We start from the raw sequence: 24,104 nt of genomic DNA, 5'->3' as shown, positions 1-24,104 counted from the left end.
GCCGGGGGCATCTCCCATGGCTGAGGTTGTCGCCGCCGCGCCACTTCTCGAAGCCGTTGCCCTGACCAAGCGTTTCGGCGCGCTGGTCGCGAATGATCAGGTCAGCCTCGCCATACGCGGCGGTGAGACCCATGCGCTGCTGGGCGAGAATGGCGCCGGCAAATCGACGCTGGTGAAGATGCTGTGCGGCCTGCTGCAGCCCGATTCCGGCGAACTGCTCTATGACGGCACGCCGATCGTCTTTCCCGATCCGGCGAGTTCGCGGGCCAAGGGGGTGGGCGTCGTCTTCCAGCATTTCGCCCTGTTCGATGCACTCACCGTCGTGGAGAATGTCGCGCTGGGCCTCGCCGGCCATGAACCGCTGCCGGCGCTTGCCGCGCGCATCGACGCCTGCGTGCAGCGCTACGGCCTTGGCGTCGAACCCTATCGCCGCGTCGGCGATCTTTCCGTTGGGGAACGTCAGCGGGTGGAAATCGTGCGCTGCCTGCTGGGCGATCCGCGCGTGCTCATTCTCGACGAACCAACCTCGGTGCTCACGCCCGACGAATCCGAATCGCTGTTCCGCACGGTCGACCTGCTCACAAGCGAGGGCCGGGCGGTGCTGTTCATCAGCCATAAGCTCGACGAGGTGCGCCGCCTCTGCCAGCGCGCCACGGTGCTGCGCGGCGGCAAATTCATCGCCGAGGTCGATCCGGCGCAGGAGAGTGCGTCGAGCCTCGCCCGGCTGATGGTGGGCGCGGAAGTGCCCCGCACGCCGCGCCATGTGACGCATGAGCTGGGCGAGCCGCGTCTTCTGGTACGCAACCTGAACGTTGCCGGCGATGGCTCGCGCGGCTCGGCGCTGCGCGATATCAATCTGGAAATCCGCGCCGGCGAGATCGTCGGCATTGCCGGCGTGGCGGGCAACGGCCAGACAGCCCTGTTTGAGGCGCTGTCCGGCGAGCAGCCGAACCCGGACGCCGAAGCCATCATCATCGACAAGGTCGCCGCCGGCGGGCTCGGGCCGACCGCCCGGCGCGCGCTCAAGGCCGGCTTCGTGCCGGAAGAGCGGCTTGGCCACGCTGCCGCGCCGGATATGCGGCTCTCGGACAATGTGCTGCTGACCACCCATGGCGATGGCGCGCTGGTGGGCCACGGCATCGTCCGCCGCAACGCCCTGTACGACCGCTTTCAGGAGATCGTCCGGCGTTTCGACGTGCGCTTCGGCGGCAAGGATCCCAAAGCGCGGCGGCTCTCGGGCGGCAATCTGCAGAAATTCGTCATTGGCCGCGAGGTGCTGCGCGAACCTGTGCTGCTAATCGTCGACCAGCCGACCTGGGGTGTCGACGCCGCGGCAGCGGCCTTCATCCGCACGACGTTGCGCGAGAAGGCGGCGGAAGGCTGCGCCGTGCTGGTCATCAGTCAGGATCTGGACGAACTGCTGGAATTCACCGACCGCATCGCGGTGATGAGTGAGGGTCGGTTGACGGCACCAGTGCCGGTCGCCGAGACCTCGCGCGAGGCGATCGGCCTCGCCATGGGTGGCGCCCACGGGCATGAGCAGACCGGGGAGGGCACCCATGCCGCTTAGGCTGGAACGGCAGGAGCACATCTCCTCGCTGCGGCTCGCCGCGGTGCCGCTGATCGCCATCGCCGTGACGGTGGTGGTCGGCACCATCATGTTCGTCGCGCTCGGCCATGATCCGATCCGCGCCTTCGGCATCTATTTCATCGTGCCGCTGACCGATCTGTGGACGTTGCAGGAGCTGGTGGTGAAGGCCTCGCCGCTGATGCTCATCGGCACCGGCCTCGCTTTTTGCTACCGCGCCAATCGCTGGAACATCGGGGCGGAAGGGCAGTATGTCGCCGGCGCGGTGCTGGGCTCATCGCTGGCGCTCGTCACCCATGGCACCGACGCCGGCCCTTGGGTTCTACCGGCCATGCTGGTGCTGGGCGCCATTGGCGGAGCGCTGTGGGGGCTGATCCCCGCCTTCCTGCGCGTGCGCTTCGGCGCCAGCGAGATCCTCACCTCGCTGATGCTGGTCTATGTCGCCCAGCTCGGTCTGGATTATCTGGTGCGCGGACCGTGGCGTGACCCGCAGGGCTTCAATTTTCCGCAGAGCGTGACCTTCGACGATGTGGCGATCATGCCGCTGCTGTTCGAGGAAGGGCGCCTGCATGGCGGCATCGCCATCGCGCTGGTCGTCATCGCGGTCGCCACCTTCGTGCTTGGCCGCACGCTGGTCGGCTACTCCATCGAGCTCGGCGGCTCCGCGCCCCGCGCGGCCGCCTTTGCCGGCTTCGACGAAAAGCGCGTGACCTATGGTGTCTTCGCGGTCTCGGGCGGGCTCGCGGGCCTTGCCGGCATCATCGAAGTGGCCGGCCCCATCGGCCAGCTTCAGCCGAGCATTTCGCCGGGCTACGGCTTCACCGCGATCATCGCCGCCATGCTCGGGCGCCTGCATCCGGTGCTCATCCTCATTTCCAGCCTGGTGCTGGCCCTCACCTATATTGGCGGCGAGGCGGCGCAGATCAGCATGCGCCTGCCCTTCGATGTCACCCGCGTGTTCCAGGGCACGCTGCTGATCGCGATCCTCGCGGCGGATGTCCTCGTGCGCTACCGCGTCCGGCGGGTGGAAGGGGCCAAGCATGCTTGATGCGGCCATTTTCGGCGCGGTGCTGGCGAGCATCGTCGCAGCGGCGACCACGCTCCTGCTCGCCTCGCTGGGGGAACTCGTGGCCGAACGCGCGGGAACGCTCAATCTCGGCGTCGAGGGCATGATGATCGTCGGCGCGGCGGTTGGCTACGCGACCGCCTATGGCACGGGCAGCCTCATCCTCGGCACCGTCGCCGCCGTGATCGCGGGTGCGCTGTTATCGTTGGTCTTCGCCGGGCTTGCCGTATGGCTTGCAGCCAATCAGGTCGCTTCGGGGTTGGCGACAACGATCCTCGGGCTCGGCATTGCCGGGCTGATCGGCGCGCCCTTCGTCGGCACGCGGCTCGACGGCGCGCCGCAGCTTCACATTCCCGTCCTCACCGAGCTGCCGGTGGTGGGTGAGATGCTCTTCGGGCAAGACGCCTTCGTCTATCTCTCGCTGCTGCTTCTGGCGCTGGTCACCTATGGCCTTGCCCGCACCCGCGCCGGACTGGTGCTGCGCGCCGTCGGCGAAAACCCTGTGGCGGCCCACGCGTTGGGCCACCCCGTGCGCAAGATCCGCACGCTGGCGATCATGTTTGGCGGCGCCTGCGCCGGGCTCGCCGGGGCGCATCTGTCGCTCGCCTATACGCCCTTCTGGGCCAGCGACATGACGGCCGGTCGGGGCTGGATCGCTCTTGCCCTGGTGGTGTTTTCAGCCTGGAAGCCGCTCTCACTGCTCGCCGGCGCCTATCTCTTCGGCGCGGTCTCGATCTTGCAACTGCACGTTCAGGGCTTCGGCCTCGGTGTGCCCTCTCAGTTGCTGTCCTCGCTGCCCTATCTGGCGACCGTTGTGGCGCTGGTTATCATATCGGCGCTGAAGCGCGGGCAGGGAGCGCCGGCAGGACTGGGCGTGCCCTTCGTGCCGGATCGCTGATCCTCTTTTCGGGCCGTGGCGACGGCCCCCGGCATCGCGGTCGCGGCCGCGTGCTGCCGGACGTTATTTCGGCCGCGACATAATGGGAACGGAGACGTTCATGCGCAAGATTCTCTCCATGGCGGTCGCCATCGCCGCGGGCTTCGCGCTCGCCGGCGTCGGCACGACCAGCGCCTCAGCCGCCGAGAAGCTGAAGATCGGCTTCGTTTATATCGGTCCGGTCGGCGATTTCGGCTGGACCTACCAGCACGATCAGGGCCGCAAGGCGGTCGAGAAGGAGTTCGGCGACAAGGTCGAGACGACCTATGTCGAGAACGTGCCGGAGGGCCCGGACGCCGAGCGCGTCATCGAGCAGCTCGTGCGCGCCGGCAACAAGCTGATCTTCACCACCTCGTTCGGCTATATGGAGCCGACGCTGAAGGTGGCGAAGCGCTATCCCAAGGTCTATTTCGAGCACGCGACGGGCTACAAGACGGCGCCCAATGTCGCGACCTACAACTCGAAGTTCCATGAAGGCCGCTACATCCTCGGCCAGATCGCGGCCAAGACCTCCAAGACCGGCACGATCGGCTACATCGCTTCCTTCCCGATCCCGGAAGTCATCTCCGGCATCAACTCGCTGATGCTCGGCGCGCAGTCGGTCAACCCCGACATCAAGATCAAGATCGTCTGGGTGAACTCCTGGTTCGATCCGGCCAAGGAGGCCGATGCGGCCAAGGCGCTGATGGACCAGGGCGCTGACGTGATCTCCCAGCACACCGACAGCCCGGCCGCCATGCAGGCCGCCGAGTCGCGCGGCATGAAGGCGTTCGGCCAGGCGTCCGACATGATCGCCTTCGGGCCGAAGGCGCAGCTCACTTCCATCGTCGACAATTGGGCGCCCTATTACATCGAGCGTACCAAGGCAGTGCTCGACGGCACCTGGAAGTCCACCGACACCTGGAGCGGCATGAAGGATGGCGAGGTCGTCATGGCGCCCTACACCAACATGCCTGACGATGTGAAGGCTATGGCGGAGAAGACCGAAGCCGCGATCAAGGACGGCTCGCTTCATCCCTTCAAGGGCCCGATCACCAACCAGAAGGGTGAGCTGGTCGTGAAGGAAGGCGCGGTTCTCGCGGACAAGGACATCCTGTCGATGAACTGGTACGTGAAGGGCATCGACGACAAGATCCCTGGCCAGTGAGGCGGACAGTCAGGCCAGACTGAGACGAAGGTGCGGCGGCGGTCCCTGCCGCCGCACATTGCCAAAGCGGCACCCATATGCGATGCGCTGACGAGACTGGGCCGGCTGGCGGATTCACCGCGGCATCCAGTGGAGGCGCCGAACCGACATCATGACCGTGCCGCTGGACATCGCTGCGCTGGGCGCGCGCGCCGCCGCCATGATCGAGGAACTGGGCGCGATCTCCGCCACGCCGGACGGGCTGACCCGCTTCTTCCTCACCCCCGAACATCGCCGCGCCGCCGATCGCGTGGCCGCATGGATGCGCGCGGCCGGGCTTGAGGTTTCCGAGGACGCCCTCGGCACGGTGCGCGGCCACTGGCACCCTGCCGGCCCCGACGCGCCGCGTCTGCTCATTGGCTCGCATATCGACACGGTCGGCAATGCCGGCAAGTATGACGGCACGCTCGGCGTGATCCTGGGCATTCTCGCGCTGGACGAGATCCGCAAGGCCGGCGTCACCAAGCCTTTCGGCATCGACGTGCTGGCCTTTGGCGACGAGGAAGGCACGCGCTTTCCCACCACGCTCTCGGCGTCCGCCGCCGTCGCGGGCATCTTCTCCCCAGCCAATCTCGGCGTGCGGGACGCGGATGGCGTGAGCTACCGCGACGCGCTGCTAGCCTATGGCAAGAACCCCGACGACATTCCCGCCGCCGCCTATGACCCCAACAAGGTCATCGCCTATGTCGAGGCGCATATCGAGCAGGGCCCGGTGCTCGAAGCCGAAGGCGAGCCGCTCGGCGTCGTCACGGCCATTGCCGGCGCCTCGCGCCTGTCCGTCACCGTGACCGGCGAGGCTGGCCATGCCGGCACCGTGCCGATGACCATGCGCCGCGACGCGCTGCTCGGCGCGGCGGAAATGGCGCTGGCGGTCGAGCGCATCGCCAAGGCCGACCCGCACGGCATGGTGGCGACGGTCGGGCGCGTGCATGTCGAGCCCGGCTCGATCAACGTCATTCCTTCGCGCGTCGTCTTCACCGTCGATCTGCGCTCCGGTTCGGACCTGTCACGGCGCGAGGCGCTGGAGCGTTTCGAGCGCGAGGCGCACCGCATCGCCGATCTGCGCCATCTCGGCGTCGTCATCTCGGCCTTCCACGAGGTCGCGACCGTGCCGTGCTTCCGCGACCTGCAACTGCGCCTGCGCAACGCGGTCGCCGCCGTCGGCCATCGCGCGCCGACACTGGCCTCCGGCGCCGGGCATGACGGGCAGGCCATGTCCGCGCTCTGCCCGATCGGCATGTTGTTCGTGCGCTGCCGCGGCGGGATCAGCCATAACCCGGCCGAATACGCCTCCCCCGACGATATGGGGCTTGCGGCGGCCGCGCTGGTGCGCTTCATCGAGCGCTTCCAGCTTCCGCAACTCAGCGAAGCCACAGGCGGAGTAGAGACGTGACCATCCCCGGCGACGACAAGGCGCCCCTCGCGCGCGAGGTCGAGTTCCTCAAGGCGCTGGTGCGCGTGCCGAGCGACAACCCGCCCGGCGACTGCGCCCCCCATGCGGAGGTCGCCGGCCAGTTGCTGGAGGAGCTGGGCTTCACCGTCGAGCGCCATCCGGTGCCCGAGCCCTTCGTGAAGACCTACGGCATGAAGTCGGTGGTGAACCTCGTGGTGCGCGAGCGCTTCGGCAGCGGGCAGGGGCCGGTGATCGCGCTCAATGCCCATGGCGACGTGGTGCCGCCCGGCGAGGGCTGGACCTATGATCCCTACGGCGCCGAGGAGCGCGGCGGGGCGATCTATGGGCGCGGCGCCGCCGTCTCCAAATCCGATTTCGCCACCTACGCCTTCGCCCTGCTGGCGCTGAAGGAGCGCCCGGAGGGCCTCGACGGGACGGTCGAGCTGCACTTCACCTATGACGAGGAAGCGGGTGGCTTCGTCGGGCCGAAATGGCTGATCGAGCACGAGATCACCAAGCCGGACTACGCCATCTCCGCCGGCTTCTCCTACGCCGTGGTGATCGCCCATAATGGCTGCCTGCACCTCGAAATCGTGGTGCGCGGCAAGCAGGCCCACGCCGCCATGCCGGAGACTGGCGCCGATGCGCTGGAAGCGGCGAACGCCATCCTCACCGCCATCTATGGCGAGCGCAAGCGGCTCTACGGCATCACCAGCGCGACGCCGGGCATCGGTTCGCCCAAGATCACGGTCGGCCTGATCTCGGGCGGCATCAACACCAATGTGGTGCCGGACCGCATCGTCATGCGCGTCGACCGCCGCCTGACGCCGGAAGAGGACGGTCTTGCCGTCGAGGCCGAGCTGGCGGCGCTGATCGAGCAGGCCGTCGCCGGGCGGCCCGGCATCGAGCTCGAATGCCGCCGCATCATCCTGGCCGAGCCGCTGCGCACGCTGCCGGGCACGGAGCGGCTGGTGGAGATCGTGCAGAAGCACGCGACCACCGTGCTGGGCGAGACGCCGCCGGCGACCGCCGTGCCGCTCTACACCGATGCGCGCCACTACACCGCGGCGGGCATTCCGACCATTCTCTACGGCGCCGGTCCGCGCTCCATTCTGGAAGCCAATGCCCATGCGGCGGATGAGCATGTGCGCATCAGCGACCTCAAGGCCGCGACCACGGTGATCGAGGGCACGCTGCGCGATCTGCTGGCGGCGAAGTAGCGGCGCAGGAGAGCTGCGGCCATGAACTGGATGCAGCTCATCGTCGGCGAGTACTGGGGGCTGGTGGCGCTGTTCGCGCTGGTGCCACTGCTGAGCGGTGCCCTGATCTACTGGGTGGCGGTGCTGCCACGCTTTGTCAGGTGGTTCGAGCCCAAGGATCTCGCGACGTCCTATCTTGGGGCGCTCACGCTGCCCTTCGCGCTGTTCCTCGCCTTCATGATGAGCGACATCTGGCAGCGCGAGACCAAGTTCGCGCAGACTGTGCTGCAGGAGGTCCAGCGGCTCGATGCAATGCTCGACGTGGCGCGCATCTGCGGCGCGCCGTGCCAGCGCATCGACGACGCGCTGGGCGCCTATGCGCGGGCGCTGTCGCAGAATGAGTGGGACGAGGGCTGGACCTACCCACAGGCTGTCGTGAGCGAGCGCTTCGATGCGCTGGTCACCGCGATCGCCGAGGAGGAAGCGCGCTCCCAGATCGCCGGGCATCTGCGCGCCGCGCTGCTGGCCGGGCAGGGCGAATTGCGGCGGCTGCGCACCGACCGCTATTTCATCCTGCATGTCGATCTGGCGCCCCATCGCTGGGCCGTTGTGGTGCTCTTGGGCGTTCTCTCGCAGATCGGGCTGGCGGCGCTGCATGTCGGCAAGCGCCCGCAGCTCATCATCAGCCTCGCAACCTTCTCCATCGCCTTCGCCGTGACGCTCGCCTACACCGTCGCCCTTGCCTGGCCGACGGTGGACGAGAACATCATCCCCCGCGAGGAACTGACGCGGGTGCTGGCGCCCTGAGAGCGCCAGCCCTGCCGGTGGTCAGAAGCCGACCGCCGTGCCGTGCAAATCATAGGCGTCCGCGCGCTCGATCTTCACCGTGGTGATCTCGCCGACGCGCAGCGGGCGACGCGAGGCGACGTGCACCACGCCGTCGATCTCCGGCGCATCCGCCTTGGAGCGGCCGACCGCCACCGTCGGCCCGACCGAGTCGATGATGACCTGCTGGCGGGTGCCGACCTTGCGCTTCAGCCGGCGGGCGGAGACACGCTGCTGCACTTCCATGAAGCGCTTCCAGCGTTCTTCCTTCACCTCATCCGGCACGGCCTGGCCAAGCGCATTGGCGGGCGCGCCATCGACCGGCTCATATTTGAAGCAGCCGACACGATCGAGTTCGGCTTCCTCCAGGAAGTCGATCAGCTCCTGGAACTCGGCCTCGGTCTCGCCGGGGAAGCCGACGATGAAGGTCGAGCGCAGCGTCAGCTCGGGGCAGGCAGCGCGCCAAGCCTGCACGCGGGCCAGCGTCTTCTCCTGCGCCGCCGGGCGCTTCATACGCTTCAGCACGGTCGGGGAGGCGTGCTGGAAGGGGATGTCGAGATAGGGAAGGATTACCCCATCCGCCATCAGACCGATCACCTCGTCGACATGCGGGTAGGGGTAGACGTAATGCATGCGCACCCAGGCGCCGAGCGTGCCGAGTTCGCGGGCGAGATCGAGGAAGCGCGTGCGGACCTGACGATCCTTCCACTGGCTCTCCGCGTAGCGCAGATCGACGCCATAGGCGGAGGTGTCCTGCGAGATGACGAGGACCTCCTTGACTCCGGCCGTCACCAGCCGCTCGGCCTCGCGCAGCACGTCGGCGGCCGGCCGGCTGACCAGATCGCCGCGCAGCTTCGGGATGATGCAGAAGGTGCAGCGATTGTTGCAACCCTCTGAAATCTTTAGGTACGCGTAATGGCGCGGGGTGAGTTTGATGCCCTGCGGCGGCACCAGATCGAGGAACGGATCATGCTGCGGCGGCACCGCCTGATGCACGGCGGCCAGCACGCTTTCATATTGCTGCGGGCCGGTGACGGCGAGCACGCCCGGATGCACGGCGCGGATCTGCTCGGGCTCGGCGCCCATGCAGCCGGTGACAATGACCTTGCCGTTCTCCTTCAGCGCGTCGCCAATCGCGGCGAGGCTCTCGGCCTTGGCGCTGTCGAGGAAGCCGCAGGTGTTCACGATCACCAGATCCGCGCCCTCGTGATGGCGCGACAGCTCATAGCCTTCCGAGCGCAGGCTGGTGACGATGCGTTCGCTGTCGACGAGCGCCTTGGGGCAACCCAGCGAGACGAAGGAGATGCGCGGCGCCTCGCCGCGCGCGGCGGAGGCGTCGATCGACGCGATTTCGGCCATGGCCTGTCGGAACCCGGACTTGAAAGGATCGCGAGGCGTTAAGCCAGCTGCCGCCATCCGTCAACTCCGCCCCGCGCAGGTCCGGGCTGCGCGGGGGACGGGGAGGGGCTTCCGATCGTGCCGCGGCGGGCTCAGGCGGCCTGCTGGTTGTCCAGCGAGATCACGCTGTCGAACAGTTCGACCTCGGGATGACCGACATAAAGCGGCTTGTTGCCGCCGGCATTGCGATGGGCGGCGCGGAAGGCTTCCGAGCGCGTCCAACTCTCGAAATCCTCGCGCGAGCGCCAGATCGTGTGCGAGGCGTAGAGGGTATGATCCTCCTTCGCCGGGCCGCGCAGCAAATTGAAGGCGACGAAGCCGGGCACGGTGTTGAGGTGGCTGTCGCGTTCGCGCCAGACGGTCTCGAAATCGGCTTCCGAGCCCTGCTTCACCTTGAAGCGGTTCATGGCAAGAAACATGTCGTGCTCTCCTGTCTTTCCCGGCTGCGGGAGCCTAGCCGATGCACCGCCCGGGGTCGATCATCGGCGCCCGCAGATGCGCAGGAAAAAGGGGCGGCGTGATGCCGCCCCGCCGGTTTCGGGAGAGACGATACGGCTTACTTCAACTTGTCGACATCAATGCCGAGGGTGATCGCGCCGATGGCGACATCCTTGTCGGAGATGGTCACGCTGACCTGGGCGATCTTCTTGCCGCCGTCTTCTTCAACCTTGTCGACAAAGATCGTACCGGGGCCGGCCGCATAGGACTTCTGCCACTTGGCTTCGTCCGCCTGCCACATATCGGACGTGCCGTCGGTCTGGGCGACATTGAGACCGCGATCGTCCATCACGAAGGCCTCGGTGATGACCCCGCCGGACGCATCCTTCTTCTTCACCAGGAAAGCGGCCGCCGGGTTCTTCATCGTGGAGTCGCGCAGCGCCTGATCCTTGTCCTTCCACTTCTGATCGAGTGCATCGATATCGGTCTGCATCAGCCGGGCATGCGCCTTGTTGGAGGCGATGACCGCCGCGACGATCACGGGATCGCTCAGCCAGGGCTGCACGTTCTTCTGGACATAGGCCGTCACCGCGGGCGCATGGGCCATCGGATCCTGCGCGAAAGCCGGCGCAACGAACATAAGGCTCGCCGCGGCCGCCGCGGCGAGAGTCATACGGAACTTCATTGGCGTTTCCTCCTTGAGGGCGGTCTTTCGCCGCCATACGCAGCGTAACATGATGTATCGCGGCAATGGCAATATGTATTCGCTGTTGCAGGGCAGCATTCATATCTATTTCATTCGCAGCAGCGAGATGCCGAATACATAGAGAGTATTCGCGCGATGAGGCATCTCTTGGGCGGGCGCGCAAGACGTTCGCGACGTTCAACGCGCGGACTGGCATTCCGTCAAGGCACATTGGGCCGCCGATCGAAAGCCGAACAACTCAGCTATTCTTGCTGGAGGGAGCAATAACTCCGGCCGGATCGCCGCAAGATCGCCTCTTGCTGCCCGCAAGACGCTGGAATGCCGGATGCAAGGTACGATGTGCCATATTCTTCATGGCACGCAGCGGCGATCATCACCAAAAGGTGTAATGGGGAAGCCCCCGACGGGGCTAGAATGACGCCTGTTCATCGCCACTCCGCTTGACTGTGTCATTGTTGCGCTACGATTGACTGCGATGCTCGGCGAACAGGCGGACCTCCCGGCCAGGTCACGCCCTCCACCACAAGGCCGTTCACACAGGGAGGACGAAGGCATGTCGAACGACGTCAAGGACTTCCAGCCGACCCCGCTGCTCGTACGGGTCGGCCACGAGGAACTCGAAATCCGCTCGCTGCAAGGCGCCATCCACCTCATCCGCTCCTTGCGGCATGACCGCCTCGGCCGATTCGCCGAGATGTTGCTGACCCAGATGGAATCGGCAGAACTACCCCGGCAGCAGCAGGACGCCTGGGTCGCGTTCGAGACGTGGTCGGCCGCCTGTGGGCTGCAGCCGCATCACGCGGCTCTGCGTCGCGCCGCCTGACGCGGGACGCATCGGACGCTCCGGCAGGGGACAGAACAGCACACGATCCTGTCCCCTGCCTTGAAATCGCCGCCCGCCGCCAGCACTTCTCGATCACATGATCAGTCGAGACGCAAAGCTCCGCGCGGCATTTATGCCAGGACCATTCGCCCGGCGACCCGCGTCGTTGGGGGCGCTGGGGGTCGCCATGGCCGGATGGCTGTGGCTGTCGGCTCCGGCTCTCGCCCAGACGGGAGCGCCCGAAGTCTCCGCTCCCGCGCCGCCCCCCTCGTGCTGCTGCTCGATGGGCTCGGCGTGTATGTCGAGAGCGACTATATCGGCGTCTCCGCGCTGGCCGGTCCGCTGCAGCGGCAAGGTTTTCGCACGCGCACCGATTCGCACCTGATGACCCGGACCCAGGGCATTGTGCCGGACATCATCATCGGCCACTCCATGGGCGGCGACATGGCTCTGCGCTATGCCCGGAAGCTCATCGCCGCTGGCCAGCCGGCGCCGATGATCATCACCATCGATGCGGCGCCGGCGCCGCCCTCCTGCCCCGTGCCCCGCTGCATCAACATCCACGGGCCGGGCTTCGCGGATGTGCGCGGGGCGGTGAATGTTGATGCCTGGGCTTCCGGCGCGCGCTTCATCAGCCATGCGCAGCTGCCGACGGCGCCGGTGGTGCAGCAGATGATTCTCGGGCAGACGCAAAGCTTCATCACCGAACGGCGGACTGCCAGCGCCGCGCCCCGCACGTCGCCAGGGTCCACACCCGGCAGCAGCGCGCGCTCGCCGGCCGATCAAACGACGGGGCAGGGCACCGGAGAGGCCACCACCACCGACGCCCGACCGCGCATATGGACCACCCCCGCCTGGACCATCCCCGGCTGGACGTCACCGTCCACACCGTAATGGACCATGAGCTGCCCGCCCGTCACCAGGGCGTGCAAGCCCATGCTGCCGCGCCACAGGCTGCGTGGGGTCAGGGACGGGCCGACAGAAGGCGGCCGATCGCAACGGAGCGCGTCCAGATGGATGAGGCGCCGCGCGCTATCGCGGGCAGCGCTATTCGCCAGGCGGGCATCGTTCCGGGGAAGGCCGACGATGGGGCAGGGGTACACATCGGCGTTCTCAGCCCTGAAGCTCGTCCCGTCCCCCACCCATGGCTCCGTTTGCCGCTTGCCAAAGCGCCCGAGTTTGGGAACAAGGGCGCAGCGGATCCGCAACGCGTCCGCCCCGCCGGGCCCCAGCGCCCGCAACGCGGAAGGGTGGCCGAGTGGTTTAAGGCAGCGGTCTTGAAATTCAGAAATGGCCGTATCGACCAGTACCCTGCAATCATCGAAAGCGCCTATCTGTAAGCATTGATCCGGCGCCTTGTGCCGGATCAAACCGCTCTGTTCGCTTCCGTGCCACGACGTTCGTTAGCAGCTAGGTTTGCAACATGCCCCCCGTTCGCCAGAAGCCGACCACCAAGTCGGGACGGCTAGGTGTCGCGGCAGACGCGCCGTTTGATTCTAGCGCGCCTTTGCGCCTGGACGTCGCTGCGACGGCAGCTTTTCCTGACGGCACCATGAATGTCGCGGGCCTTCGGCGGGAGGCGGCACGAGGGCGGCTCACGATCTTCCGCATTGCTGGTAAGGACTACACGACGCTCGCTGCGATACAGGAGATGATCGAGAAATGCCGGGTACCGCCGAAGGACGCCTGTGCCAGAGCCGACCGGAGCGCGGGCGAGAAGAAGCCAGGGCTCATCCCGGCATCTCCGCCGACAGCGGCGCCCAACATACCCCTGATGTCGGCTCTTAGAATAATAGATGACCTGAAGCAGCGAGCATCTCGAGACTGATGACGGACCCGGTGGGCGTCGTTCTGTCGGCCGACTCGACTCTTCGCGCCCGCCTGATACCGTCAAATGGTGGCGGTCACTCTCGATCGCTCGCTGTGGGGGCAGCGTGTCAGCCATCGAACTTCAGAACAGGCTTCTAGAGCTCGCAATCAGCCGGAAGACCGTGGCTATGCCCGGGCAGTGGGTGCGTCCGTCGCAGGGGGAGAAAACCGCGCGGTGGGTTTGTCCCCTTGCAGTCGATGGAATGGTTGTTGCGGGTCTCACTCTGGAGCTTTGCGTTCCACTCAGTCGCCGCCGAGAGTTCGAGGGCTTTTGCGCTTTGCTTTCTGCGAGCACGGCAGGTCGCAAATGGCATTTAGGGCGGATTGAGTTGGATCCCTTAGGCGAGCCTCCGCATCACCGGAACCCGCTATGGGCAAGGGGGCGTGGCGTCCCGCCTTCTATATCGGGCTGTCACGCCCATCTGGCAGCAGATAACGTTGTGGGTGACGGGCATGAGCTTGCATACAGTCAGAAGCAAAATCTCCCTGTGGCGCGTCCCATTAAATCGGCGCAAACCCATGGTGAGGTTTGTTCGCTAATCGAGACGCATTATGCCATCGACGGATTTTGGTGTGAGGGAGAGGTCCCGTGGGACAGGATAATGCTGTGACCCCCCGATCAGACCTGAACTCTGCCGCCCGCTCGGTGAAGGAGGCGCTTGCCTCATTCAGGGTGGACGGCGGACAGGCGCATTTCCGTACGCCTTTCTTGTCGCCGAGCGGGGCGACCATTCCTATTGTGATGCATCCTGACGACGATAACGGATGGATGGTGCACGATGATGGCTTCGGCGCTTTGGAGGCCGAACTCACGGGCGGACTCCATGCGTATCGTCAGGTAGCTCGAGCGATTGCAGATCGTGAGGGGCTTCACTTTGATCAGCGGATGATTTTTTGCGCCAGCGTGCCTGAGGACTGGCTTGCAAACGCCGTCATAATGCTTGGGTCGGCAGTAAGGCAGGCGCTCGTCCGGACCGCAGAGCGTCAGGCGATGGCGTCGTACGATCTATCTCGCCGAGTTCTGTTCGAGAAGCTAGAGATCGGTTTCGGGCGCGATCGTTTGGTGCGCGACGCTGAATTGTCGGGTCGAGCTGGATCGACTTGGAAGGTGGATGCGCTCGTGTCGGTGCCGGGGCGCTGGCGCGCTGTTTATGACGTGGTAACGCCCAATGCTAATTCGGTTGCTTCTTCGTTTATAAAGCTAACCGATATCGGCCAAGTCGACGACGCGCCGCTCCGAATTGCTGTTAAGCAGCGAGGGGCTGCGTTCGAGGCGCCCCAGATCACGTTGCTATCCCAAGCGGCATCAGTGGTTGTCGATCTCGATCAATCGGTCGAGAGCTGGATGAGGTTGGCAGCTTAGCTTGCTTAAGGTCGAGTCCGTTCAAGCTATTATTATCACATCAGACGATTTATAAAGGTGGCGTCGAAGATGGATCTGGCCGGGTCGCCTGCTGCTGAAGTTGTGACAGTTGCCGCGACGCTATTGTCCGCTGGTTTTGCTGGTTGGGCTGCATTCGCTGCGGCACGGGCGGCCAGTGCTGCAACCAAGCAGCTGATATCCGATCAGCGGGCGTGGATTTCGATATACCCAAGTATAAGTGAGCTTCGATTTTACGCGACGGGTGCTGATTTTCAGATTGAGATTGATGTTAAGAACGAAGGTAAGACACCAGCGCTGGATGTTCATACATCTGTAGAAATTTTTCCCAAACAATTAAATGATGAAGTTGATTTCATTCGTAAATTCGCGAAGAAAAGCGCTAAAGAAAGTTATCTAGGATCAAAACGACTTGTTCTTCCTGGCGAAAAATATATTCGAGGGTGGAATTTATCGATAGATAATTTAGAAAAAGGAGGAATTAATACATATCTTTATAGATTTATAATTTGCACATCTTATAGAATTCCTCATGATAATAATATTCATCAGACGGTGTGCGCATATTGGGCTCATTTTGACGAAGACGGCAATGTCATCAACTATAGAGAGCCAAAAAACAACGTGGTGCGGGCCGAAGTTGTCGGCGGTGGGTTTGCAACGTGATTCCTGACTCCATCAGTATGGAGCCATTTTTGATGCCCTGAGTACGACCTATCCAGATGACGGCGCGGTTGCAACATCAGGGGGGCGTGTCATCAGCCCGCTAATTCGCTGCCGCAGCCGACCGCTGAACCGGCGTAAAGGCGAAATATTCAGAGCAGGCAAGAATCAATTGGATTGCACGCCGTTGCTACGGGCAGATGATTGCCGGTCAGCTCGCGATTGGACTCGACTCGATTAAACAGTTGATGGTTCGATGTGTCTTCGTCTTTTTTTGGGGGGGGAGGCAGACGATGATACGCATGCTCGCGCTTTTGTTGATCGCTATCGGCCTGGGAGGCTGCTGGCAAATTACCGAGCCAAATCCGGACATCACTCTTAAGCAAGCAATGCTTGACGTAGCTGATAGCATTCAGGCAGTACGTGAAAGAACTTCGGATCGACAGAAGGCCGGCTTGATCGTCGACGAGGTAACTGTTGTTTTCAATATCAGTTCAAAGAGAACTGCAGGCGGTGAATTAGGCATTGGCGCTTCCGCAATTCCTATCGCAGGCGGAGGTTTGTCTGCAAATGCAAAGTCGACGTCAGGTTCAGAAGACCTAGCCGGTAACACAATAACGGTTAAACTGAAAAACATCTCTACGTGGCCGTCCTCTGCCCAGAAAACGGGAGGGACAGGTGGTACTGCGGCTGGCTCCGAAGGTGGGAGTGGCGCAGGAGCTGGCCGTGTTGACCCGAGATGCTATTTGCCCAATCCGCCCGCCGATCTCAGCTGCCCGCCGTTCATTACAAACAATCCCAAGACAGGGCCCAATAACAATATGTGATTAGGCACGGGATTATTGCCAGCAGCTCGAGTGCCGGTCCGGCCAAGAGGCTCCTCGCCCTAACCGCCAGCCAGCACGAATCCTATCCGGCTCGAAATGTAACCACGGACCTGCAGCACTTCGAACGTCTTTCCGCGAATATTGAATCGATCCCTCTGCCGGACAGTGCCGGCGGCTGGATAGCGCACGCAATCCACGCTGAGTTCGAAATTCGCGCCCGTCACTAGGCTCCGCATGTCGTTGCTGTGGTTGCGGGCGCCGATATCGACGGGCGCATCGGCAGCAGTCTCCACAAAGATGCCGCGCCCCTCCCAAGGCGCCCGCTCGGGATCTGGCTCCGAGCGCCCGTTCGGAGCAGACCTCATCGGCGTGCAGACGAATGGATCGGAAAACTGCTGGTCGATCGCGCGGCTGGTGAGGCGGTCCAAGCGGTCGAAGGTGGACATGGCGATTGCTCCCTGAGGTGGTCTCCCTCACTCCGCGCCGTCGGCCGCGGGTCCAGGGAGACCGTGCCGCGATGGCGGCGGATGGCGACGATGCCGCCTGCCCGGCGTTCCACACCTGCCGGAAGACAGGTCCCGGTTGCGAGCTGATTATTCGAGGCGATCAGCAAGCGCCTGCCCGGTGCGATGGATAGATCCCGGGCAATCTCGTGCGTCATCGGTTGCGGTTCATCCAATTGGATCGGGAGATGCGCGGGGCCGGCGCGGTCGGCACGCCGCGCAGTTCGTCCTCGCGATTGTCGAAGGTGATGGTGAGGCCTCGCCGGGCCGCGAAGGCGTAGACAAGGCAGTCCAGCGCCTCGGCACGGGTGCCGGGGATGCGCTCGAAGCGCCGCACAGGCTGGCCCCGCACATAGCGGACGACGCGGTGCTCACTGGCGAGTTGCTCGAAATAGCTCGGCTCCAGGTCAGCGGAGAGGCGGATGGTGCTTTGCGGCGCCTCGTCCCCGCCGGCACGGCGCAGGCGATCGAGGATCGTCGTCTTGAGGCCATCGACGCCGATCAGGAACAGGCGCCCGCCCTTCACCGGCGTCTTGCTCGCCGTGATAGCCGGCCGGGTGCCTGCCATGCCCTTCCCGGCCCAGACCTTCCGGGCGAGCCGAGGAAAGCAGAAGCCATAGACGCGATCGGTCCAATCGCCGTCGCCGGAATCGACGATCGCCGCATCCACCTTCAGCCTGCCGCCGTGCGGGTGCGTCCAGGTGGTGCGCAGCAGCTCGTCGAGCTCCGCCCATGTCGTATCGTCGCCCGGGCTTCCCCAGATGATGACGTGCCCCAGCACGAGGGCATCGTCGTTCCGGGTCCATCCGGCGATGGTCGCCTCAAGGCGGTCGTCCTGCACGTCGACGCCAACCGTGATCGCCAGCGCCTCAGCAGGGATGGCGTTGAGCCCGAACGGCTCCACGCGGCCGGCGACCGCCGCCTCGTCTACGGTGTCCACCGCATCCCGCCAGCCTTCGGCGAGGATGGTGTTGACGAAGACGCGCAGCAGGTCCCTGTCGGTGGAGGCGGCGCGGAACTCCGCGGCGAGCTTCGACCATGAGGCATTTGCGAGCAGCGAGACGAGGGCGTTCAGCCGAAAGCCAGCATGCCCCTTGACCTCCGGCGCGGTCGTGCGCCAGGTGCCGGCCGCGACCATTGCGGGCTTGTCCCGCTCGTCGATGACACAGCCATGTGCCGGGCAGACGGCGTGCGCTTCCTCCGGCCAATCCTTAGGCCACTGGATATGCTGCCACAGCAGCTCGAAGCGATGCCCACAATGGGGACAGGGTACCTCGAAGATCCGCTGGTCGCTCGCCGCATAGGCGCGCAGCACGTTGCTGGTGTCCTCATCCGTCGGCGTCGAGCCCAACACGATCTTCCGGTTCGGGAACGACAGGGTGCGCTTCTCCGCCAGTGGGATCGGCGCGCCTTCCGGCCCCGGGAGCATGGCGTCGGCCTCGTCGACGAACAGCACGCGGGCATTATGGCGGCGCAGGTTGCGCGGGGCCTTGGCCGCAATGAGTTTCAGGAAGCCGCCTGGGAAGCGCCGCGACAGCAACGTGCTGCGCCCGGCCTCCGAAGTGTCCGCCGACAGCAGGCCCGCCAGGGATGGGGAAGCCTCGAAGGTCGGCTCCACGTCCGACACCATGTAGTCGCGGCAGTCGGCTTCGGCCGGCAGAAGAGCGAGGATCGGTGCCGGCTCATTGGCAACGAAGGAGGCCAGAGCGCCCGTGAGCATGGTGGTGAAGCCGACGCGGACCGGCTTCACCATGGTCACGCGCTCAATTGTCGGATCCCCGATCGCATCGGCGATTTCGCGCTGATAGGGCCACAGCCGCACCGGCCCCGGCTGCGCCGATACGTCATCGGGCAAGAACACGTTGCGCTCAATCCAAGTCGAGAGCGGCAGGCGCGGCGGGGGCAGGAGTTGGGCGAGCGCCGTGCGCCGCGCGAGCTCAAGCGGATGCGCCGTCATGGGCGATCTCCGTCAGGGCCTCGCGCAACTCGGCGTCGATCTCCGCCACGTCGTGCGCCTTCAGAAAGGGCAAACGCTGGTTCACGCGCGGCGGCACCGCGAGAATGCGGGCACGCAGACGGCGCAGGGTACCGGACCACACCGCCGTCACCTGCGACGCCGGCACCAGCTCTCCCCGCATCTCAGCGTTTCGCAGAGCCAGGTTGTCCGCCGCCTCTTTTGCCTGGCGGGCACGCTCCACGGCGAGACTGGCCTGCGCATCGCCCGCCCGCCCCGCAGCCTGCTCGCGCAGGTGACCGCAATAGCTCGCCACAGAGGCCGCAAGGTCATAGCGGCCACGTCCGGCCTTCACGACAAGCCCCCGGGCCGCCAGCTCTCGCACGGTGCGAGGGGCAATGCCAAGGAGCCCGGCCAGGTCATCGGCCGTCACCGGCGCCCCAAATGGCGGCGGAGCCCCCTTGGGAGGGGTTGCAGCGGGTGAAACCTCGCGCTGCAGCGCCCCGCGGCGGGCTGGTGCCAGGGAGGACCCTCGGCGCGCCGGCATGGTCACGCCCCCGCCTCGATGCGCCGCTTCACCTCGCGCATGATCAGCAAGGGTAGACGCTCGACATCCTCGCGCCAGACGATGACCGGCGCAGCGCCGTCGCGGATCATCTCGCGGGCGATGTTCGGCCCCCAGAGCTTGCGAATGAGCAGGCGCTCTTTGCTCGAGCGGACGAAGACGTGACCGTTTAGCTTGGCGACGGGCACGCGTCCGCCCTTCGGGCCTCCCATCATGAAGGCACCGGTGAACAGGCGACGCTTCTTCCATGGCGCGGCGGACGTGCCGGCCCGGACCTCCCGGGCGCTGAAGTCCTTCAGGGACATCCAGCCATCCTTGGCGTCGACCTGGTAGGTGAGATTGGACGCCGAGGCCTTATAGGGGACGACGACCGTGGAAACACGGCGATAGGGCGCGCCCGTGTGAGCGGCCAGCTCTCGGCGCACCTTGGTCGCCGAGGGTGCCATGGCGCGATTGAGCGTCTGTGCGAGCAAGCGCGCATTGGCGCCTTCCACCCGCACCGCCAGCCGCCCCAGCGTCTCCGCCCCCTCGATCCTGATCGTCGCCATGGCCCTTGATCTCCTTCACACGGACACGCCGTTGAGGCGGACGAGCCCGGTGGCGCTGGGGTTCGCGGCCGCCGCGACGGCGACGCCGATCAGCGAATTGCCGCTCGCGGTAGTGGTCGCCACCTTCGCCGTGTTGTCCCAATAGACCTTGGCGCCGACCGTCCAGGCCTGAGCGCTCGTCTTCTTCATCTCGAAGACGCCGACGCACGCGATCTCGACGGCTGCGCCTTCGGCAGCATCGGTCGCAGCAATGCCGAACAGAGCGCCAACAAGCACGCCGTCACCGGACAGCACGCCCCCGGCCGGGGCCGGCACGGGGTTGGAATTGCCACTGCGGTGGAAGTTCTTCATGTCCAGTTCCTCAATGAGCGGGGACGAATGACGGACACCGCCGGCCGTCCTTCCGCGGCGGCGATGCGGGTCTCAAGGTCACGGATAGCCGCAGCGAGCTCTCCGTCGGATCGGTACTCCACCGTGCGGTCGCGGAACTCCGCGCGCCGGACGCCAGAGGCCCGCGCTTCCCGCAGTTCCCGTAGCTGCTCCGTCAAGGCGAGAAGATCCGTCACATCACTCCCCCGGGTTCTTCACGAGGCCGCGGAAGTCGATGGCACCGCAGCCGAAGTCGAGACCTGCCGCGACCTTCACGGCGCGCGTGTCAAAGTCGATCTCGGTGCGGATCTGCGGACCCTCAGCGCCGGCCACATAGCCGTAGACGATCGACGGGCCCGCAGCCGGATCCGCAGCGATGTACCAAGCAAAGCCGGTGATATTCGCGTCGACGATCAGCTCCATGGAGCCCGCCCAAGGGTTCACATCGGCCGTCTTCGAGGGCGTGATCGCAGTGAGCACCTGACGCGCACCCAGCTCGAGATCTGGGCCCACGATCAGAAAGCGCGGCGTCAGATTGAGCGCCAGTCCATCAAGGCTCTTCTGCTTGCGTAGGGAGCTCACGCTGGCCTGGAGAGTCGGCTGGCCGGCGACAGCGTCAGGCGGCGTGAGGTTGCCATGGTCGGCATGGAAAAGGGCCTTGCCGTCCGACATCACCGGCGCGCCCGTGAGCAGCGCATAGACCATGCGGTTCTCGTCGGCAGCGGCACGGATGGCGATCATCGACGAGAAGTCGGCAAGAGCCGACAGGTCGTCATTGATCAGGGCACGCCGGCCGATGATAAGGCCGGCATTGTATTCCTTCGCGCGCACCTGTTCGCGGTTCTCGGAGATGGTGCCGTATTTCACCTCGCCGCTCTCGCCGATCTCCTTGAACTGCGGGAAGTCACCCACCCGCAGGAAGCTGTGCGGCTTGAAGTCGTTGAAGCTGCGCCGCGCCGCCCAGGCGCGATAGGTCGGCTCGGCCGCCTGGTAGTTCGCCAGCAGGCTCTTGTTCGCTGCGTCCGCCAGCAGGAGGGGGAAATCCCCCGTCGAATGGGCGCCGACGGCACGCTCGATCAGGGCATTCTGGTCGCGCAGGTTCACCCGATCGCCGCGGGCATGGGCGAGATCGCCGACCATGTCGAGGATCCGGTAGCCACGGAACTCGGTTGCCCGCCCCTCGAGCTTGCACCGGCCGGGAACCAGGCGATGTGCAATCGCATCCGCCATGGCCGAACGGATGGCCGTCGGGTCATTATGGTCGGTGCCAACGCTGGCGCGGGCCGTGTGGATCGGTGCCGGGCCACGGGCCTGCATGGCCTGAAAAGCCGCGGCACGCGCCGTATCGGCGGTGGCATCGGAATCGATCTGTCCATCGATCCACGCCTGATCGAGCCCGGCCAGGGCGCCAATGGAACGGATTTCGGCATTCACCGCTGCGCGGGTCACAGTCGGCACGGTGGAAGTCTGCTGTGTCGTGGTGGTGGGTTCGGGCATGGTGGCCTCGCTGCGAATGGTGGCGCCGGGATCGGCGGCGACGGGGACGATGGAAAGTTCAGCCGGCGCCCATCGCGTCGCCGTCTTGGTGCGCTTCCCGCCCTCGGTGCTCTCGCGCCAATCGGCGACGGCGTAGCCAACCGACACGCCACGCAAATGCCCGTCGAGCACGTCCTGAACGACCGTCTCGACGTCAGGACGGCGGGAAAGCTTGATGATGGCGCGGGCCTCGCTCGGACTGACGGTCCACGCCTTGATGACGTGTCCGAGCACGTCGGTGACATCGCCGCGCTTGTGCGCGTTCAGCACGGGCGCGCCGATGAAGGACGACCAGTCTTGATTGAGGTCCAGTCGCTCGCCATAGGCGCCGCGCGCATCCATGCGCTCGACACTGGCGCCGGTGCTGAAGATAACCTCGAAGGTCCGCTCTTCCGCGTTCCAGCTCGAGGCGGCGAGCGGCGCCCGCCGGGTGAGAAGGTCATTCATTCGGGCTTGTCCTCGCTCTTGGCCGCCGGTGCCGCGCGCGGCACGAAGGTGTCGGCGGCGATCTCGGCATCGACCTCGCGCGGATCCCGGCCGCGCCGGGCGATCACGGCGTGGCGGCTCTCGACACCGATGGCGATGGCGATCTGATCGGCCTGGGCATCCTTCAGCGGGTCGATGGCAGGCCAGCCCGGCCAGGCGGCGGTCATCTCGAGGTTCGCTGCAATGGCGGGCGAGACGCGGCCGTGGAGCGCCTCGTGAGCGAGCCACCGGCGCCAAATGGGATCAAGAAAGCGGGCGGTCAGCAGCGTACGACGCAGCGTGTCGACGCGCCGACGGAACTCATGGAGTCCGACGCGGGCGGAGGAGAAATTCACCTCGGAAAGGTTCGCGCTGATCAGCTCAAAGGGAACGCCGGCGCCGGCCGCGATCGTGTGCAGCATCTCGCGCCGATAGGCGTCGATGCCGGTCATCGTCGGCGGGTCGCTGAACTTCACGTCCCAGCCGACGGGCGCGCGGATGATAGAGCCGGGCTCCAGCGTCGGATCCGGCCCCTCCTGCCCACCAGGGGCGTCGCCATTGGCGTTGGTGAGCACGGCGCCGTAGAGCGCGCTGGTGTTGAGTAATGCGAGCGTCGTGTCTCCCAGTTCGCCGAGCTGATCGATCAGCGTCGCGACGGGCGCGAGCCATGAAAGCCCGCGCTGCTGGCCTGGGTGCTGTCGGTCGAACAGGTGCAACACGTCCCGCGCGTCAACCCGGCGCGGCGTGGCGCTGTAGGCGGTGAGGCGTTCCTCGGCATCCCGAATCCAGTAGGCGAGGCGACGACCGCGCTCGTCCATCTCGATGCCGGCGACGATGCGTCGGCCGTCCGCCAAACTGCGCGTCAGGGTAGCGTCGCACTGCGTCGGGTCGATGGTGCGCAGGCGAAGCTCACCAGCCTCGTCCGTCTCCATGATGACGAACGCCTCGCCGGTGGTCACGACACCGCGCACCAGGCGGTGCAGCATGCCGGCCAGGTCGTCGATGCCTTCGGCGTCGCACCGGCTCCACCAGGCGTCAAACCGTTCAGCGAGCGCGGTTCGCAGCGCGTCATCGGTAGTCTTGGCCGCAATGGCCGGGCCGTCCGCGACGATGTTGCCGGTCCAAGCGGAGACGATGGCGGCGGCCGTCGGGTCATTTTGCGCAAGCCATAGCGCGCGCTCGGCGGCGAGCTGCCGGCGGATCGTGATCTCACGCGCTGGCGAGCGGATGGCCTTGCCGGGCGTCCAGCGCGGGCCGTGCCCGCCGGCCTCGATCGAGCGGCTGGACGGCCCAAGGAAGCGGCGGAGGGCGCTGATCGGGTTCATGCCGCCGCCTTGCGCGCCTTCAGCGCGTCGAGCTCTTCCACGGCGCGCGCGACGGGACCGTGGAGCGCCAGCACGTCCGCTCGGCAACGCGAGTCGATGATGCTCGCGAGATGCCGCTCGGACACGGCCGTCATCTGGAACCGGGACCCGTCCGCACGCTCAACGGACACGATCCAGCTGCGCCGGAGGGCGGGGTCGAAGCTGAGGAAGCTCACCTCATCACGGAAGCGAGCGACAAGCTGAACGGCCGTTGGCCATGCGATGCCGAGATCGCGCAGTTCGGATGCGACCAAGAGACAGAGTGCCACGTCATCGCCGAGCACTTCCTCACCGCGTCCGACCGTCAGGGTGGCACGATAGATGGTCATCGCTGAAACGCCGACGTGGTGGGCAATGTCCGCCTGGGTGATACGCGCCATGGCTGCCTCTTAACCGGATTCCAGTTGAGGCTAACATTTTCACGCCTTGGATGATATTTTTTCTTATTGTTCGGTGCCGTTGATTCAATTTTTCTAAATGATCCAGAAGTCGGCACCTGCC

Annotated in this window: 24 protein-coding genes; 12 read left to right on the top strand and 12 right to left on the bottom strand. The window is 65.5% G+C overall.

Features of this window, described 5'->3' with window-relative positions:
- The first annotated feature begins 16 nt into the window (after positions 1-16).
- From OU996_RS14875 to OU996_RS14845, 7 genes are all read left to right on the top strand, one after another.
- A complete protein-coding gene (locus OU996_RS14875) occupies positions 17-1,570 on the top strand; it encodes an ABC transporter ATP-binding protein (protein ID WP_267582388.1) in 1,554 nt (517 codons plus the stop codon).
- A complete protein-coding gene (locus tag OU996_RS14870; RefSeq protein ID WP_267582387.1) occupies positions 1,560-2,636 on the top strand; it encodes an ABC transporter permease in 1,077 nt (358 codons plus the stop codon). The genes OU996_RS14875 and OU996_RS14870 overlap by 11 nt, the downstream gene beginning before the upstream one ends.
- Positions 2,629-3,552: an ABC transporter permease gene (locus OU996_RS14865; RefSeq protein WP_267582386.1), complete on the top strand. Its 924-nt coding sequence runs from the start codon at positions 2,629-2,631 to the stop codon at positions 3,550-3,552. Before OU996_RS14870 ends, OU996_RS14865 begins: the two co-directional genes overlap by 8 nt.
- Positions 3,553-3,652: 100 nt before the next feature.
- A complete protein-coding gene (locus OU996_RS14860) occupies positions 3,653-4,738 on the top strand; it encodes a BMP family ABC transporter substrate-binding protein (RefSeq protein WP_267582385.1) in 1,086 nt (361 codons plus the stop codon).
- Positions 4,739-4,889: 151 nt separating this feature from the next.
- Positions 4,890-6,170 (top strand): allantoate amidohydrolase, encoded by a 1,281-nt coding sequence (locus OU996_RS14855; protein WP_267582384.1) that lies wholly within the window; start codon positions 4,890-4,892, stop codon positions 6,168-6,170.
- On the top strand, positions 6,167-7,390 hold the full coding sequence (locus OU996_RS14850) for an ArgE/DapE family deacylase (protein ID WP_267582383.1): 1,224 nt from the start codon (positions 6,167-6,169) through the stop codon (positions 7,388-7,390). Before OU996_RS14855 ends, OU996_RS14850 begins: the two co-directional genes overlap by 4 nt.
- Before the next feature lie 21 nt (positions 7,391-7,411).
- A complete protein-coding gene (locus tag OU996_RS14845) occupies positions 7,412-8,176 on the top strand; it encodes a DUF4239 domain-containing protein (protein ID WP_267582382.1) in 765 nt (254 codons plus the stop codon).
- 21 nt (positions 8,177-8,197) lie between these two features.
- Here OU996_RS14845 and rimO read toward each other — a convergent pair whose 3' ends face one another.
- The 3 genes from rimO to OU996_RS14830 form a co-directional block, all read right to left on the bottom strand.
- Positions 8,198-9,553, bottom strand: coding sequence for a 30S ribosomal protein S12 methylthiotransferase RimO (rimO, locus tag OU996_RS14840; RefSeq protein ID WP_267582381.1), 1,356 nt, complete (start codon positions 9,551-9,553; stop codon positions 8,198-8,200).
- Positions 9,554-9,684: 131 nt separating this feature from the next.
- On the bottom strand, positions 9,685-10,011 hold the full coding sequence (locus OU996_RS14835; protein WP_267582380.1) for an antibiotic biosynthesis monooxygenase family protein: 327 nt from the start codon (positions 10,009-10,011) through the stop codon (positions 9,685-9,687).
- A 137-nt stretch (positions 10,012-10,148) separates the two neighbouring features.
- Positions 10,149-10,715 carry a hypothetical protein gene (locus OU996_RS14830; RefSeq protein ID WP_267582379.1) on the bottom strand — a complete coding sequence of 189 codons (567 nt, stop codon included), beginning with the start codon at positions 10,713-10,715 and terminating at the stop codon, positions 10,149-10,151.
- A gap of 574 nt (positions 10,716-11,289) precedes the next feature.
- On the opposite strand from OU996_RS14830, the gene OU996_RS14825 reads away from it, so the two are divergent.
- From OU996_RS14825 to OU996_RS14805, 5 genes are all read left to right on the top strand, one after another.
- Positions 11,290-11,559: a hypothetical protein gene (locus OU996_RS14825; RefSeq protein WP_267582378.1), complete on the top strand. Its 270-nt coding sequence runs from the start codon at positions 11,290-11,292 to the stop codon at positions 11,557-11,559.
- Between the two features lie 270 nt (positions 11,560-11,829).
- Positions 11,830-12,453: a hypothetical protein gene (locus OU996_RS14820; protein ID WP_267582377.1), complete on the top strand. Its 624-nt coding sequence runs from the start codon at positions 11,830-11,832 to the stop codon at positions 12,451-12,453.
- Between the two features lie 1,564 nt (positions 12,454-14,017).
- The gene (locus tag OU996_RS14815) at positions 14,018-14,791 is read left to right on the top strand and encodes a hypothetical protein (protein ID WP_267582376.1); all 774 of its coding nucleotides are present in this window, start codon (positions 14,018-14,020) and stop codon (positions 14,789-14,791) included.
- 69 nt (positions 14,792-14,860) lie between these two features.
- Positions 14,861-15,475: a hypothetical protein gene (locus tag OU996_RS14810; protein WP_267582375.1), complete on the top strand. Its 615-nt coding sequence runs from the start codon at positions 14,861-14,863 to the stop codon at positions 15,473-15,475.
- Positions 15,476-15,765: 290 nt separating this feature from the next.
- Entirely contained in the window at positions 15,766-16,299 is a 534-nt protein-coding gene (locus OU996_RS14805) for a hypothetical protein (RefSeq protein WP_267582374.1), read from the top strand.
- A 59-nt stretch (positions 16,300-16,358) separates the two neighbouring features.
- Here OU996_RS14805 and OU996_RS14800 read toward each other — a convergent pair whose 3' ends face one another.
- The 9 genes from OU996_RS14800 to OU996_RS14765 all read right to left on the bottom strand — a co-directional run bounded on the left by OU996_RS14800 (position 16,359) and on the right by OU996_RS14765 (position 23,983).
- Positions 16,359-16,745, bottom strand: a complete 387-nt coding sequence (locus tag OU996_RS14800; RefSeq protein ID WP_267582373.1) for a hypothetical protein — start codon at positions 16,743-16,745, stop codon at positions 16,359-16,361.
- Positions 16,746-16,956: 211 nt separating this feature from the next.
- A complete protein-coding gene (locus OU996_RS14795; RefSeq protein WP_267582372.1) occupies positions 16,957-18,759 on the bottom strand; it encodes a phage terminase large subunit family protein in 1,803 nt (600 codons plus the stop codon).
- Complete coding sequence (locus OU996_RS14790) at positions 18,740-19,189, bottom strand: hypothetical protein (protein WP_267582371.1); 450 nt, start codon at positions 19,187-19,189, stop codon at positions 18,740-18,742. The genes OU996_RS14795 and OU996_RS14790 overlap by 20 nt, the downstream gene beginning before the upstream one ends.
- 116 nt (positions 19,190-19,305) lie before the next feature.
- The gene (locus OU996_RS14785; RefSeq protein ID WP_267582370.1) at positions 19,306-19,869 is read right to left on the bottom strand and encodes a hypothetical protein; all 564 of its coding nucleotides are present in this window, start codon (positions 19,867-19,869) and stop codon (positions 19,306-19,308) included.
- Positions 19,870-19,884: 15 nt separating this feature from the next.
- Positions 19,885-20,220, bottom strand: a complete 336-nt coding sequence (locus OU996_RS14780; RefSeq protein WP_267582369.1) for a DUF2190 family protein — start codon at positions 20,218-20,220, stop codon at positions 19,885-19,887.
- On the bottom strand, positions 20,217-20,435 hold the full coding sequence (locus OU996_RS21460) for a phage head-tail joining protein (RefSeq protein ID WP_420712637.1): 219 nt from the start codon (positions 20,433-20,435) through the stop codon (positions 20,217-20,219). Before OU996_RS21460 ends, OU996_RS14780 begins: the two co-directional genes overlap by 4 nt.
- Before the next feature lies 1 nt (position 20,436).
- Positions 20,437-22,221, bottom strand: coding sequence for a prohead protease/major capsid protein fusion protein (locus OU996_RS14775; RefSeq protein ID WP_267582368.1), 1,785 nt, complete (start codon positions 22,219-22,221; stop codon positions 20,437-20,439).
- Positions 22,218-23,564: a phage portal protein gene (locus OU996_RS14770; RefSeq protein ID WP_267582367.1), complete on the bottom strand. Its 1,347-nt coding sequence runs from the start codon at positions 23,562-23,564 to the stop codon at positions 22,218-22,220. The genes OU996_RS14775 and OU996_RS14770 overlap by 4 nt, the downstream gene beginning before the upstream one ends.
- Positions 23,561-23,983 (bottom strand): hypothetical protein, encoded by a 423-nt coding sequence (locus OU996_RS14765; RefSeq protein ID WP_267582366.1) that lies wholly within the window; start codon positions 23,981-23,983, stop codon positions 23,561-23,563. Before OU996_RS14765 ends, OU996_RS14770 begins: the two co-directional genes overlap by 4 nt.
- Positions 23,984-24,104 lie beyond the last annotated feature (121 nt).

Source organism: Ancylobacter sp. SL191 (assembly GCF_026625645.1).
In the GTDB taxonomy this organism is placed as follows: Bacteria; Pseudomonadota; Alphaproteobacteria; order Rhizobiales; family Xanthobacteraceae; genus Ancylobacter.
Note: the sequence above shows the minus strand (reverse complement) of the source record. Positions and strands in the feature narration are given on the sequence as shown.

Bases quoted from the DNA above. Each gene is read 5' to 3' on its own strand.
- OU996_RS14875 (WP_267582388.1), top strand. From the start codon at position 17: ATGGCTGAGGTTGTCGCCGCCGCGCCACTTCTCGAAGCCGTTGCCCTG.
- OU996_RS14870 (WP_267582387.1), top strand. From the start codon at position 1,560: ATGCCGCTTAGGCTGGAACGGCAGGAGCACATCTCCTCGCTGCGGCTC.
- OU996_RS14865 (WP_267582386.1), top strand. From the start codon at position 2,629: ATGCTTGATGCGGCCATTTTCGGCGCGGTGCTGGCGAGCATCGTCGCA.
- OU996_RS14860 (WP_267582385.1), top strand. From the start codon at position 3,653: ATGCGCAAGATTCTCTCCATGGCGGTCGCCATCGCCGCGGGCTTCGCG.
- OU996_RS14855 (WP_267582384.1), top strand. From the start codon at position 4,890: ATGACCGTGCCGCTGGACATCGCTGCGCTGGGCGCGCGCGCCGCCGCC.
- OU996_RS14845 (WP_267582382.1), top strand. From the start codon at position 7,412: ATGAACTGGATGCAGCTCATCGTCGGCGAGTACTGGGGGCTGGTGGCG.
- rimO (WP_267582381.1), bottom strand. From the start codon at position 9,553: ATGGCCGAAATCGCGTCGATCGACGCCTCCGCCGCGCGCGGCGAGGCG.
- OU996_RS14835 (WP_267582380.1), bottom strand. From the start codon at position 10,011: ATGTTTCTTGCCATGAACCGCTTCAAGGTGAAGCAGGGCTCGGAAGCC.
- OU996_RS14830 (WP_267582379.1), bottom strand. From the start codon at position 10,715: ATGAAGTTCCGTATGACTCTCGCCGCGGCGGCCGCGGCGAGCCTTATG.
- OU996_RS14825 (WP_267582378.1), top strand. From the start codon at position 11,290: ATGTCGAACGACGTCAAGGACTTCCAGCCGACCCCGCTGCTCGTACGG.
- OU996_RS14810 (WP_267582375.1), top strand. From the start codon at position 14,861: ATGGATCTGGCCGGGTCGCCTGCTGCTGAAGTTGTGACAGTTGCCGCG.
- OU996_RS14805 (WP_267582374.1), top strand. From the start codon at position 15,766: ATGATACGCATGCTCGCGCTTTTGTTGATCGCTATCGGCCTGGGAGGC.
- OU996_RS14800 (WP_267582373.1), bottom strand. From the start codon at position 16,745: ATGTCCACCTTCGACCGCTTGGACCGCCTCACCAGCCGCGCGATCGAC.
- OU996_RS14795 (WP_267582372.1), bottom strand. From the start codon at position 18,759: ATGACGGCGCATCCGCTTGAGCTCGCGCGGCGCACGGCGCTCGCCCAA.
- OU996_RS14785 (WP_267582370.1), bottom strand. From the start codon at position 19,869: ATGGCGACGATCAGGATCGAGGGGGCGGAGACGCTGGGGCGGCTGGCG.
- OU996_RS14780 (WP_267582369.1), bottom strand. From the start codon at position 20,220: ATGAAGAACTTCCACCGCAGTGGCAATTCCAACCCCGTGCCGGCCCCG.
- OU996_RS14775 (WP_267582368.1), bottom strand. From the start codon at position 22,221: ATGAATGACCTTCTCACCCGGCGGGCGCCGCTCGCCGCCTCGAGCTGG.
- OU996_RS14770 (WP_267582367.1), bottom strand. From the start codon at position 23,564: ATGAACCCGATCAGCGCCCTCCGCCGCTTCCTTGGGCCGTCCAGCCGC.
- OU996_RS14765 (WP_267582366.1), bottom strand. From the start codon at position 23,983: ATGGCGCGTATCACCCAGGCGGACATTGCCCACCACGTCGGCGTTTCA.